The following is a 13,504-nucleotide window of genomic DNA, read 5'->3' as shown; positions in this document are numbered from 1 at the left end:
ATTAACGTAGGATAAGCCTTATTAAAACGGCATCTGGCCAATATCGCCACATGAAAAAAGGTGTACCGGGAATATACCGATACACCTTTCCGGGGTCTGATGGATGTTGAGATTTCCCGGAAGGTGACAAAATTACACCTCTCAGGCAGGGAATCTGGTCATTTGGGGTATCTGATTCCTATATTGATGTTCCGGAGATGCGTCGTATATGCGTCGTGTATGCGTCGTATATAACCCGTATACAGGGTTAGTGCGGGTGCATTTTGATACACGCAGGCGACTTACATCCGGTCCGGTAAAGCAGGGGTTAAACAACAGGGGTGAAAGGACGGCTGAACTCATTTACAAAAGCGTCTTTGCTCTGCTTTTTCTCCGATGGATCATAGATAGCAAAAACCACTCTTTTGAAGGCATGTCGGAATACCTCATTATGCAGTAGATGATGGGCAAACCAGGCCGCTACATCGGTTGTTTTATTCCTGAATACACCACAGCCCCAGGCGCCAAGGATGAGGGTGCTTTGTTTGTTGATGACAGCGACTGACAACAGCTTTTCAATTCTTTCCTTCATCACGGTTGCTATCCGGTGTGCATTATTCGGCTGATTTTCAATCAGTGCACCTCTGTTGACAGCTGGAGAAGTAATGATGGATACAAAATAGGGACGCTTAATCAGCTGATCGCCATCATTTCTGAATACCGGTACGAGCGGTGAGTAGATCATATGGTCCGAGTACAGCAGGTTGCCATCTGCACGGTTAAAATGATACATCTCAGGTTTGGTTTTAAGCGATGCATACAGTCCGCTGGCTCTCGCCAGACTCTCTTCCTGTGCCTGTGCACCACCCAGAAAACCACCGCCGGGGTTCTTTGCAGAGGCAAAATTCAGACAACATACATCTTCCTGACCGAGCTCCCGGATCAGTCTTTCGGCCGCGCCAAAGGTCGTTTCTGACGTCACTTCATAGATGCAGGTGTCTGCAACAGGTGTTTGCAACATGCGATCTCTCGCAATCAGCACGTTTTCAAAATCCTCAGGGGTATAATGGATCGTGTTATCCACTGTGTATTGCAGTTCCGCACTGATATCTACCAGCTCTTTCTCAGGGTTGCTGTATTGACCCGTGCTTAAAATATCAAGGGTCTCATAAGCGATCGCCACTCTTTCATTTTTGTTCATAGTGGGTTAATTTTACTTTGCGTTAATTCGACACAAAGAGAAATCTTTTTCCTGAAACAGACAAATTATTTTTCCCGAAAGGCGTAATTTTCCGGCTCTAACCTTACCCTATACTGCTATATGAGCCGCACATTCGTCGTAGGAGATATCCATGGTTGTTATGATGAACTGATACAACTGACTGATCTGATGGGATTACAGGCGGATGACCTGTTGCTGTCCGTAGGAGATATCGTGGACCGTGGAGGGAAATCCCGTGAGGTATATGAATACTTCCGGAACAGACCAAACAGTAAAGTGCTGATGGGGAACCATGAACGTAAACACCTGAACGGTGTGCTGAGTTATGCACAGGAAATCGCCAGACTGCAATTCGGAGAAACTTATCCTGCATTCCTGGAATGGTGTGCGACCCTGGCATATTTCCATGAAACGCCGGAAGCCATCATTGTACATGCCGCATTTGAGCATGATGCGCCTTTACCGGCGCAGCGGGAAGAAGTATTGTGTGGATCTACGGCAGGAGAACGTTACCTGGAAAAGAAATATGGCAACGCACCGGAATGGGTGAATCAATATCTGGGTGATAAACCCCTGATCTACGGTCATCACGTGACAGGCGCATTACCCGAAATAAAGAACAATACCTGGGGAATTGACACCGGGGCGTGTCATGCGGGTTATCTTACTGCGATAGAATTACCAGGGTTTATTATGCATCAAGTAAAAGTAGAACGTGATTACTGGAAAGAAGAGCAGGCGATCTGGCAGATACCGGTACTCAAATCGAAGGACTGGGAAAACATGACCTTTGAGCATATACAGAAACAGCTGGAGAAGCTTGCCTACATAGAGGTACCGGAAGTAAAGGAATACCTGTCTGGCATTGCGCAATGGTCAGCCCGTTTATCCGCCACGTATCCTGCACTGATAACAGGGATAGCGGCATTTGTGCAACAGCTGACAGAGACACACGGAGAACAGTTCTCCATAATAGCCAATCACTATGCCTTCAAAACATATCTGTTTAAAATCAAGGCAGGTAATCTGAAAGTAGCAGATATGGAAAAAAGTCTGAATACACCGGCTAAAATAACGGCATTGGCAAGTGCCCTTGGAATGTCTTTATAAGACAATGAGTAATAAAACGATGTTTTTTGTTTTTAAACAAAATTGCCATAATTTCAGTTCGTGGGATATTAATTACAACGACTCAGAATAATCTATACTATACTCAAAATCGACCTCAGAGAATTAATCAATTCAATTCACATTTGAACATACGATGTAGCTGCACCACGGCGCTTCGTGTTTTTTGCTGCGGAATTCAATAACTGGTAAAATAATCTTATTTGTTGCAGGTAACCGGCATGATATGCCCGGTCATGTTTGCTATTGCCCATAGTATTCCTCGAAAGATCATCGTAAACCACAACTCATGCAAAACGAAACATTTACCGTCGCGGATTATTTATTAACCCGGCTTAGACAACTGAATGTTACAGAAGTCTTCCAGATCCCCGGAGACTATGTAAAGCACTTTACTCAAACATTGGAACATTTCCCCGGCGTGAATGCGGTTGGCGCTATCAATGAACTGGATGCAGCGTATGCTGCGGATGCTTATGGTCGTACCCGCGGACTGGGAGCTGTATCCCTGCAATATGGGGTAAGTACCTTCATTGCACTCAACGCAATCGGTGGCGCTTTTGTAGAGCGGAGTCCTGTTGTGGTTATTTCTGCTACTCCCGGCGCCGATGCAAGACAGATCACCAAGATGTATGATGTGTTGTATCATCACTCTACCGGTAATCTTGCTGCGGATCAGGAAGTTTATGATCAGGTAACCGTTGCTTCAGAAACGCTCAGTACTTCAGCGGGTGCAGCGGAAAAGATCGATCAGCTGATAGTAGCAGCCCTGACCTACAAGCGGCCGGTATTTATTGAGTGTTACAAAGAAGTATGGGGAGAACCCTGCGTACGTCCTTCAGAAACACCACTGGAAGCGATCAAATTTGTGAGCGAACCATTGGCGCTGGAGAACGCAGTCAATACAGCATGGGCACAGCTGACAGCTGCACAGAAACCACTGATCTTTGCGGGGGTGGAAGTATTACGTCACGGACTTTCCCCGCTTTTACAGGAACTGATCGACGTCAGCGGATATCTTTATACTACCACCAGTCTGGGTAAAACAGTCCTGGATGAAGGTGGGGATAAATTTATCGGCACTTATTCTGATCAGGCTTCCATTGAAAGCGTACGTAACCTGGTAGCGGAATCTGATTGTTTCCTGACACTGGGCACTATTATCACAGATGACTATCTGTGGTTTATAGAGAACAAGTATGCAGATATGGTACTGGCTACTACTGAACTCGTAAGAGTGGGTTATTTCATTTATGAAGAAGTGACCATGGAAGATTTCATGCGTGCGCTGATCGATCGTTTCAAACTACATGGAGCGCCTTATCCGCTGAATGTAACAGCACCTCCGCAACCGCCTTATCCTGAACCATGGATCTCCAATTCAGATCCTGTTTTTGATGTAGAACCGCATATCCTCACCTACAACCGCTTCTTTCAGCATACCATGAAATTCCTGAATGACCAGAATATGCTGAAAGATATCGTCTGGACATTTGGTATCAGTTCTGCCATGTATGTGGCTACCAATGCTTATGGATTGCCGCAGAACAGTTTCCTCTCTTCAGCCGCCTGGCAGATCATCGGTTATGAAACCGGTGCCACTACCGGTGCACAGCTGGGCAGTGGTAAACGGGCATGGGCCGTGGCAGGTGATGGCGGCTTTATGACGGTATGCCAGTCATTATCTACATTGGCCAGAAATAACCTCAATGCAGTCGTATTTGTAATGAGTAATGCGGTATATGCCATCGAGCAGGTATACGTGAATATGGATGCGTTTAAACCGGGTCCGGAACACAAATTTGATACGTTTGATCTCCTGCCGAAATGGGATTATCTCGCATTAGCACAAGCCTTTGGCGCACAGGGTTTCCGGGTTACTACCGTAAAGGAACTGGAAGACCTGCTCCCAACTATCGCTGCAATAACTAATCAACCTGCGCTGGTAGAAGTCGTTATTCCTCAGAAAGACCTGCCTGGACAGATGCGTCGTCTTGGCCTTGAACCTTGATATCAATCTCACATTTCCTCACCTTCAAATCACCACAAAAATGGCTAAAACATATTCAATTTTTGGCGCCGGAGCAGCAGGGCTTTACACTGCCTGGCGATTGCTGAATGGTAAAGTAACAGACACCGGTGCAAAGGCGAAACAGCTGACTGCCGGCGATACACTGGACCTCATTGATTTCGGGCATTATGCCTTTAATGACAAAAACAAAGGTACCCGTGAACCAGGGGCCCGCGTATGTACATGGCACTATAAAAACGACCCAGACAATTCCTACCTGGAAGTAGGAGGTATGCGTTATTCATACTGGAATGGGGATAATGACGCCAAAGCGGGTGGACATCGCCTGGTGACTACCGTGATCAAAAAACTTGGTCTGGATAAATATGCGGTACCTTTTAATGAATCCACCAACCCGCTGTATTATCTGCGTACGAAGAATATGTATCTGAACCAGATCTCTTCAAATAATCCTGCCCCTTATAATGTGGATAACTACGGTGCAGCGGCTTCTCCTGATACCGGTTTTAACATCGTGGAAAACCTGGCAGTGACCGCTCATACCGGTCCGCAGACAAGAGCCGAATGGTGTAACTTCTACGCCAACGGTGTGATCAAGGTTAATATGCCGGACGGATCAGCCTTTAAGAAAGGGGATAAGTTAAGCGATATCGGCTACTGGAACCTGATGTTCGATCAACTGGGAACTGAGGGCTTCAACTACACTTCAGATGGAAACGGATATAGCTCTAACGTGATCAACTGGAACTCAGCGGTAGCATTCCAAGCCAATAATGAATTTACACCGGGTACGGAGTACAAGACATTGACAAAAGGCTATTCTTACATGTTTACAGCCCTGTTTAACGCCATTGAAGACCTGGCGAAGGAAAAGGGCGTAAAACTGAATTATAAGCACAATACGCGTCTGCATTCCATTTTGCAGGTGGGCGATAAGATCAGGTATACGACGGCTTCCCGCGAAAACCCCAATAAGAAAAATGGCGTCTTTGAGACAGACGCTGCCTGGATGGCCATGTCCCGTGCACCAATCGAAAAAGTAGCACAGGCAACGCGTTACGAAGATCTGGAGGGCGCTGTAGATGTACTGAACACTTCCAAAGTACAGCTCTACCTGGAATCGGCCATTTTACAGCCATCCTACAAAATAGGTATGTTCTTCCATGAGCCATGGTGGGCGGATAATGCAAAGACCCCGCCGACCTATCCGGCCCAGATCAATGGGTATGAGATCACACACGACGTGATCGAAGAACTGAGAAAAGCAGGTTTTCCAGAGCAATACCTGAAGGATCTTAAAACGAATACCAACATCTTTGAAACGCCATTTGCTTCTACGGATACCTTTGTGAAGGCAGTGGAACTGGCGATCGATAACAGGCTGACAGTAGGGCAGGAAAAGCAATTGCTGCTGGCCGCACATCGCAATACGATCGGGCCAAGCGTAACAGATATGCCTATTCGCCAGGTTGTTTATTTCGGGGATAATGCACTGAATAAAGAGGCGAAGAAAGTCTATGGTCTGCTGGCTGCTTATGATGATGAAACGTACGCCAGCTTCTGGAAAGAGATGGAGCTGGGACCGAACCAGCCGCGTCTCAAACCAACTTCTGAAGACTTCCAGACACTGGACGGACCAAGGGAACCATCCAAAGCAATGATCAAAATGCTGCGTACGCAGCTGGCTGCCGTGCATTTTGGTCCGCAGTCAGATTACAACTCCGTTCCTGAGCCATTGGAAACAAGGTTTATGGACTGGTCCCTACCGCCTTTCAATGCAGGTTATCATGCCTGGGCAGCGCATTATGATGTATGCGATGTACAGCAGAAGATCCGTAAACCATCGTCACTCAATCCGGGTCAGGACGCGAATATCTTCATCGTAGGAGAGGCGTATTCCAATGACCAGGCCTGGGTAGAAGGTGCTTACTGCACAGCGGAATCTGTACTGAATGACTTTTTCGGTATAGAACCACTGATCGATAATACGGCATATCCGTTCATCTGTCCATATGTACAACCGGAAAAAGAAAAGGAAAAGAAAAGTAGTAAAAACATGGAGGCAGCTGAGATTGCCTAAACCTGCCGGTGCTGTGTAAATGGTGCCGCTTCCATGGATATAATAAGAAAAGGTGTTGTATATAGATACAACACCTTTTCTTATTTGAGCAGGTCTTATTTCGGAGCAACTACGCTTTTCGCGTCTGCCAGTTTTAACGAGAATCTTGTAATAGAGTCATTGATCCCTACATATTTCTCCTTCAGAAATTCCTTTCTCCTGCGATCAAGATTATCCATGGTCAGGGAATCCGTGATAGTGGTCAGACTCTCCTTATACCGGTTGAATCGTTCATGTTGTGCCGGATTGTGTTCTCCGTCAATATACTTCTGTAAGGTATCCAGGTAGCTATTCTGCCTGGTTTTTACTTCACCTGCCAGCGGACCGTCCATATTACGGGAAAGACTGTCAGACAGTAGTTTAGCATTCTGGGCAGCTGTCAGAATATTCACGACAGTATCTTTACTCTTGATCAGGGCTGCCTGATCGGAGATCACGTTATTCTTATAGGAAGTAGTCATGAAGGTAAAAACACCGACAGTCACTGTCATGATAAAACAAACCAGCATATAGCGGTTGATCATCTTGATGATATTGGGATTAACGTTGGGTAAGGGCACCAGACTACTGATCAGTTTATATGCCAGATACATCAACAAAAAGCCGAATCCGGACAGGCCGGTTCCTAATATCTGTACGATATCTAAATTATCCATTGGTATAGGTTTGAAATTCAATTCCAGGTCAAATATAGAATATTTTGAATGTATTATTTAATAACGAATTAAGAATGAGTATAAAAAGAAACAGCCCGAAAACGGGCCGTAACTTGTTTTTTCTCATTTATTACCGTCCTACTTTTTCTGTTTGTCAATTTTCTGAATGATCCTTTTTCCAGGATAGCTGGCGTTGAACATCGAAAACGTGTAGTCGGCCGCAAACTTCGGATTGGTGTCACCTGGAATAGGCGCAATCTGTGTGAACCGGTGGCAACCGGTACAGGTTTGCGACTGAATGTAAGTTTCCATCGTCGTGTTTGCAACTGGCTGGTCTTTCGGTGATGGCGCCATCGCTATCGGATGTAAAGGCTGTATCTGCGGCTTTTCCGGGATAGCTGGCGGCGGGGTTTTGGTAGACCACAATACATTCACCAGGTGGTAATGTGACCATATAGACCCTGCATAATTCTTTTCGATATATGCATGCAGCGTTTTGTTAGCTGCTTTCGCCAGTGAATCTATCGGAAACTGCCTTTTTACCTGTATAGGCACAGGACCCAGGCCTTTGCAGAGATAGTAGGGCGGCGCCTGATTAGGCAATGATGAGAGCGTAAAGGTGGTATCTTTATTATTACAGCCGCTGGGTACTTTGACAGTAGCCGGTTTATAATCAGGACTATAGAAATTATATGCGATTGAAGTCGTATCGGTCTGGTTCATATCCGGCGCATTCGCTTCATGCTCGAAAGTTGTCCACACCCATTGTGGCTGAGAAGTGGTTTTTTGCAGGATATGCAGTCCGACAAGCGCAACGAGTGAATAACGGTAAGTACCGGTTTTGAAATCCTCTACAACTGCTTTGGATAATTTGTAGGTTTTCCATTTAGGATTATCCGGATCAGTTACTTCCAGCCACGCAGATTTGATCTCTACTGCACCGCTGGGGCCATTGTAAGCGCCTGAAGGGAATACGATCGGGACGCCTTTGTTAACAGCTTCATGCTGTTTGTAGGCATCGTAAAATTTGTTGTTTACGATATAGTTATACTCATCCTGGTTAAAATGGATGGCATACCATACATTGGTCCCGTTCTGTGCCCCCAGCCACGCAGGACTGAACTGAGGTTGTGCTTCCTCTGTATTCATACTATCCAGAAACATCGGCAACCCGTCGAATTTGCTGGTCATGCTCAGCAGGAGTGTAGCTTCCTTCATACGTTCGTCCTTCGCCAGTACATCTTTCGGAAGGTTTAAGTGTTCCCGTAATTGTGCCCAGGCACGGGGAGCTGCACCATCAGACGGATATAATTCTTCAGAAGTAATATAGTTCTCCCATTGTACCGGCGCCGTGCTGCCAGGCTGACCGAAAAAGTCGCCTTGTGCAGGCCAGTTCAAGGTAACGAACTCCCACCAGCCAAAGCAATTGGCATTTTGCTGGGTGGAGAATTGCCCCGGAGGAAGGTCTCCCGGAACATTATTATTGAATGGAATACTGATACTGTCACTACATTGGCAGGAGCCGGCATTATCAGCATTCGCTGTTGACGTTTTCTTTTCAGCATTGTTTGCACAGGAAAAATAAATAACGGCTGTAACGGGCATGATCAGCAGCCATATCTTTCTATTGAATATGTACTTCATTTTACAATGTGGATTTGGGTGTGATGGTGTGGAAAAATGAGACAATAGTTTCACCGTCAGGCATCACTCCTGCATATGAGGTGTCGTGATATGACATGTCAGTACACTACGCTGGACTATTGTCGCGTGGATTTCAGATAAGGCTTACACTAATATATTAAGGATTTCAATTTTTGAATTGCTTGATGTAATCGGTTATGGTCTTCTGAGTCGTTATTTGAGGTGCGGTCTGCAAAATAAATATACAGATAATTCGGACAAGTAAATCAATTTACGGCGCTAAATATTTTACAATGAGTTAGTTAGTATTATGGTGTTTTTTAAATTGTTGAGAAAACAATATATGTTGTTCTGTTTTTCGGGAGTGGTTTAACTTAGGGTAAGTAATCTGGATGATAGCTGTATTAAATTTGTCATTATGAATGAGTCGGAAGTACTGAAGCAACATATCTCAAAGCGGATCTTGCTGCCGGAGGATGAACTGAATGTACTTGTCGCGGCCTTTGCGGTAAAGCGTATTAAGAAGCGGCAGTTTATTATTCAACCTGAATTTACCGCGCGTGTCCGGACATATATTATCAAAGGTGCCTTCCGCTCTTATGTGGTAGGTCCTGATGGTGCCGAACATACCATACAGCTGGCGATAGATGACTGGTGGATCAGTGACTACAGCAGTTATATTTTCCAGAAGCCTGCTACGATGTTTGTGGTGGCATTGCAGGATAGTATAGTGATGCAGATAGAATATGAAACAGAGCAACGCCTGAAACGGGAATATCATAACATTGAGACCTTCTTCCGGATTGCGGCAGAAGGTCTTGCTGCCTATCACCAGCGCAGGATCATTGCCTCATTGACACGTACTGCTGAAGAAAGGTACAATGACTTCATAACCGCTTATCCGGGCATGTCAGAGCAGGTACCACAGTATGCGATAGCTTCTTACCTGGGAGTAACTACGCAGTTTATTTCTAAGATCCGTAATAAAAAAGCAGCATCCAAACCATCAAAAAGTTAATCCAGGTGAACTGTTTTTTTTAATCTGCCTGATTTTTGCCCTGATATTTCTGTGAGAGCTTTGTGGTAACAAAACAAAGAGATATGTCACAGAAGTTAAAGAATAAGGTAGCCGTTATTACCGGAGGAAACAGCGGCATTGGTCTGGGTGCGGCAAATTTATTTGCGCAGGAAGGCGCTAAAGTCGTTATTACGGGCCGTGATGCGGAGACGATCAACAGTGCGGTGGCTGAAATAGGAAATGGCGCAATGGGCTTTGTCAGCGACGTGCGTGATATGAGCAGTTTCGCACCGCTCTTTAAGCAGGTCCATGCTACACACGGGAAAATAGATGTATTAGTCGTAAATGCGGGTACAATGCTGACGGCGCCAATCGCTGAGATGACAGAAGAGATATTTGACAAAGTAACGGATATCAATTATAAAGGGGCATTCTTCACCATAAAACATGCCTTGCCATATATGAATGAGGGCGCTTCTATTGTTATTACCACGTCTACTGTATCTGATAAAGCCTTCATAGAAGGAAGCGCATATGTCGCTTCCAAAGCTGCAAAAAGAGCGCTGGTGAGAGTATTGGCAGCAGAACTGGCCACACGGAAAATAAGGGTAAATGCATTGGCCCCGGGATTTATTGACACGCCTTTTTTAGCAAAGGCCGGTTATACCCAGGAGTATGCAAATTCGGTGCGCGGCTTTTTTGAAGGTGCAGTAGCGATGAAACGAGCTGGTACGGTAGAAGAAATGGCAAAAGGATTTTTGTTCCTTGCGTCCGATGACTCGTCTTATATGACAGGAGGGGAGTTGCTAATGGATGGTGGTTACCGGGATCTTTAAAATAGTATGTTTTATACCCAACAAAGGCAGGAATATTCCTGCCTTTGTTGGGGCCGGGAGCTGTTTTTGTTGTTATAAGTGTTTCATTAACAGGTAAATAGCCGCATATCTATCCGTTCTTTCTGCCGGAAATGGTGTCGCATATGCATCTCCATAAATTGTACCCATTCAGCAGCGCTAAAATATAAAAGCCCCGGATGCAGGGATTTCCCTTTTGCCTTTAGAAGCTGCTGATCTTCAGCTGATTTATTCACGTCTGCTTTGATCTGCAGCAATGCCTCCCGTAGTTCTTCTTTACTTTGTGGTTGTCTGATAGGAGTATTAGTAGCAGGTCCTTCGATCTGTATATCAGGAAAGCTGTTATGGAGGAACATCTGTCTGGCGTTAGGATGCATGTCTTCATGGCTGTTATGCACATCAGTCAGGGCCTGTTTCATCTGTCCTGCCTGGTACTGCGTATCGTCGATAATATGGATATACACCTGTCCCAGTGACCAGCTGCCAGGCAGTGGTTGTTGGTGTAACATCTCAAGAGTATAGTCGTCCAGGTAGTTTATCCAGGTAGTGATAGTATGATTGAATTGTTCCAGAATGCCAGCAGGATCAGGTGTTTGCATAATGTGGATTTTTTTAATAGCTTAAGTCATCCCGAATTTATATATTTATCCCTCCATAAACTCTATTGTAAGCCTCATTTTTTGAAATTCTAATTTAAGATATCTTATGGGACTAGACTGGCGTCCGTTGGGTAAACCTAAACCTGAATGTAAAGAGAGGTTTGATCAGCTTTTTCGTATACTCAATGGAACTGACCCTATACCTGTAATTCCCGGCACAAAGAAGAGATACTCAAGAGAGGTACTGAAAGAGGAGTGGTTTGAGATACAGATACCATCTTATGAAACCATCAAAGCACCCATGGTAGGAAGAGATCCGGAAGCAGATGAATGGGTAAAAACACAGTATGATGAAAGTGATAAATCCGATAGCCTGGAATTCTGGTATCAGCATTATAAAGGATATTATGTGATCGAGCTGGCAAAAGAGACAGACGGGGTTCCTGTATATATATCGGAGATCCAGGATGAGAACGTGTTCAGGGGTAAATTTTTGACAACTTTCTGCAAAGAACTGATAGGGGAGGAATTATATGAAGCCGCCTGGGAAACCCACCTGGCAGACAGCACACTCCAGTATGGCGAACGGCTGCTGGAGATAGCCGATCAACTGGCTGCAAAACATGATCTGCAGTATCTGAAAGATCAGCATTTACCACCAGATATAGAGGTTGGCTCACTGCCAAGTCAGGTACATATATTGTATGCTGCCGCCCGTTGGCTGATCTTTTATGGAAAGAATGGTCATGGATTTGAGGCAGATGAATGATCGGTCATTGATCCGGTGAGGTTGAGTTGTGCAATCCATACCGTGGCATGACCACACTGCGGATCATTTTCCTGATAGGTTATTACCTGGAAATGATGCGCTTCCAGCAAATCCTGGTATTGATCACGGTTGAGTGAGGCATGGAATAAGTTTTCACCGCCGTTCATGCCCCATGCTTCTCCATGTTCTGTACCGGATGTGAATATCAATATTCCCTGATCATGTAAATGGTCCCTAAAGACCTGGAACATAGCCGGTTGATCTTCCGCAGGGAGGTGAAAGAAACTGTTCCAGGCGATGATCGCATGGAACTTCCTGTTCAGCCGCAGCGTACGCATATCAGCTTGTATAAATACAGCGGATGGCAGGTTTTGTTTGGCGATTTCCAGCATACTATGACTGCCATCAACACCTGTCGCCTGTAATCCCTGACTGATCAGATAATGCATCATCGGTTTACCCGTCCCACAGCCCAGGTCGAGTATATGGGCGTCTCTACCCGTCAGTTGGATCAACTTGTCCAGGTATGCTTTCTCCATCAATTCCTGAGGACGGTTTGCCGCAAACCAGTCCGCGATGATATTGTATATATTGAAAACATTTTTCCGCTCTTCCATACCACAAAGGTAAAGCTGTCTGGCCGATATTATTTCCAGCCGGATACCAGTAATCCCTTAGCCGCCTTTTCACTGCATCGCTGGTATTTCGCATAGGCTTTTGCCGCACAGCTCCTGACATTTTCTACCGGCTCATTCCTGATATAACTACTCAACGCATCATGTAAAGTATAGGCCTCCGGGCACATCAGACCGGTCGTCCATACCAGCGGACGGGCCCGTGTAGCCGCCAGATGAGGACTGAAATAATCCCTGCTGATACAGGCTAATATGATCGCATCTCTGCGGATGCTATCTGTATTAACAAACCGCTCCTGCAAATCAAAATCCATCAGCCCATCGTGACCGATATAAGCCAGTAGTCTGGCATTACCATTGATACCCAATGTCCTTTCCTTTACCTGTGCTGTATCCTTGAGCAATCCGGCACAGCTGTTCAGGAAGTCAACTGTACATTGCCGGATGTACCGGCCATCATATGCATCTGCTACAAGATAGTAAGGCTGTTGCACATGCCGGAAGATCAGCCGTTCCAGTCGCAGACTGTCCATCCTGTATTGCTTTACCAGTTTCCATTCTTTACTGTTTTTGAAATAGGTGCGGATACCATTGCCGCAACCCCAGTACAGGTTCTTATCCGGGTCCTGGCCATTGCCTATTGCTTTGGGTACGGGAACGATGCCCTGGTTGTCGTTGTCACAAAGGGCGACGAAGACATGGATGTATTGTGAGGAGGAGTCAAAAGCGACATTTCGGACGGGAAGTGAGTCCGGTTTTTGGGTAATGGAAGTGATGGGCTGCTGAGAAGTGCCTGTCTGACAGGCGACAAAAAGCAGGGAAAACAATAGTAATCTGTTCAAGGCCTTT

General features: G+C 45.5%; 12 protein-coding genes. 6 read left to right on the top strand and 6 right to left on the bottom strand.

From position 1 onward, the window contains the following. Nucleotides 1-307 precede the first annotated feature (307 nt). Nucleotides 308-1,180: a TIGR02452 family protein gene (locus BMZ72_RS13725; protein ID WP_089809195.1), complete on the bottom strand. Its 873-nt coding sequence runs from the start codon at nt 1,178-1,180 to the stop codon at nt 308-310. A 120-nt stretch (nt 1,181-1,300) separates the two neighbouring features. Here BMZ72_RS13725 and BMZ72_RS13720 point away from each other — a divergent pair, with 120 nt between their 5' ends. The 3 genes from BMZ72_RS13720 to BMZ72_RS13710 all read left to right on the top strand — a co-directional run bounded on the left by BMZ72_RS13720 (nt 1,301) and on the right by BMZ72_RS13710 (nt 6,441). After that, a complete protein-coding gene (locus BMZ72_RS13720; protein ID WP_089809193.1) occupies nt 1,301-2,311 on the top strand; it encodes a metallophosphoesterase in 1,011 nt (336 codons plus the stop codon). Nucleotides 2,312-2,618: 307 nt separating this feature from the next. After that, complete coding sequence (locus tag BMZ72_RS13715) at nt 2,619-4,340, top strand: alpha-keto acid decarboxylase family protein (protein WP_089809191.1); 1,722 nt, start codon at nt 2,619-2,621, stop codon at nt 4,338-4,340. 40 nt (nt 4,341-4,380) lie between these two features. Beyond that, complete coding sequence (locus BMZ72_RS13710) at nt 4,381-6,441, top strand: flavin monoamine oxidase family protein (RefSeq protein ID WP_089809189.1); 2,061 nt, start codon at nt 4,381-4,383, stop codon at nt 6,439-6,441. Nucleotides 6,442-6,536: 95 nt separating this feature from the next. Here BMZ72_RS13710 and BMZ72_RS13705 read toward each other — a convergent pair whose 3' ends face one another. Further along, nucleotides 6,537-7,136 (bottom strand): hypothetical protein, encoded by a 600-nt coding sequence (locus tag BMZ72_RS13705; RefSeq protein WP_089809187.1) that lies wholly within the window; start codon nt 7,134-7,136, stop codon nt 6,537-6,539. Between the two features lie 138 nt (nt 7,137-7,274). Next, nucleotides 7,275-8,780, bottom strand: coding sequence for a hypothetical protein (locus BMZ72_RS13700; protein WP_089809185.1), 1,506 nt, complete (start codon nt 8,778-8,780; stop codon nt 7,275-7,277). 418 nt (nt 8,781-9,198) lie between these two features. Here BMZ72_RS13700 and BMZ72_RS13695 point away from each other — a divergent pair, with 418 nt between their 5' ends. Next, nucleotides 9,199-9,798 carry a Crp/Fnr family transcriptional regulator gene (locus BMZ72_RS13695; RefSeq protein ID WP_089809183.1) on the top strand — a complete coding sequence of 200 codons (600 nt, stop codon included), beginning with the start codon at nt 9,199-9,201 and terminating at the stop codon, nt 9,796-9,798. Nucleotides 9,799-9,881: 83 nt separating this feature from the next. Then, nucleotides 9,882-10,634, top strand: a complete 753-nt coding sequence (locus tag BMZ72_RS13690; RefSeq protein WP_089809180.1) for an SDR family NAD(P)-dependent oxidoreductase — start codon at nt 9,882-9,884, stop codon at nt 10,632-10,634. A gap of 86 nt (nt 10,635-10,720) precedes the next feature. On the opposite strand, the gene BMZ72_RS13685 is transcribed toward BMZ72_RS13690, so the two are convergent. Continuing rightward, nucleotides 10,721-11,251, bottom strand: coding sequence for a DinB family protein (locus BMZ72_RS13685; RefSeq protein ID WP_089809178.1), 531 nt, complete (start codon nt 11,249-11,251; stop codon nt 10,721-10,723). A gap of 106 nt (nt 11,252-11,357) precedes the next feature. Here BMZ72_RS13685 and BMZ72_RS13680 point away from each other — a divergent pair, with 106 nt between their 5' ends. Further along, nucleotides 11,358-12,020, top strand: a complete 663-nt coding sequence (locus tag BMZ72_RS13680; protein WP_089809176.1) for a hypothetical protein — start codon at nt 11,358-11,360, stop codon at nt 12,018-12,020. On the opposite strand, the gene BMZ72_RS13675 is transcribed toward BMZ72_RS13680, so the two are convergent. Then, the gene (locus tag BMZ72_RS13675) at nt 11,996-12,637 is read right to left on the bottom strand and encodes a class I SAM-dependent DNA methyltransferase (RefSeq protein WP_089809174.1); all 642 of its coding nucleotides are present in this window, start codon (nt 12,635-12,637) and stop codon (nt 11,996-11,998) included. The two genes, BMZ72_RS13680 and BMZ72_RS13675, sit on opposite strands and share 25 nt — an antisense overlap. Before the next feature lie 29 nt (nt 12,638-12,666). After that, complete coding sequence (locus BMZ72_RS13670; protein ID WP_177222785.1) at nt 12,667-13,497, bottom strand: hypothetical protein; 831 nt, start codon at nt 13,495-13,497, stop codon at nt 12,667-12,669. Nucleotides 13,498-13,504 lie beyond the last annotated feature (7 nt).

It is taken from the genome of Chitinophaga sp. YR627 (assembly GCF_900114995.1).
In the GTDB taxonomy this organism is placed as follows: domain Bacteria; phylum Bacteroidota; class Bacteroidia; order Chitinophagales; family Chitinophagaceae; genus Chitinophaga.
Note: the sequence above shows the minus strand (reverse complement) of the source record. Positions and strands in the feature narration are given on the sequence as shown.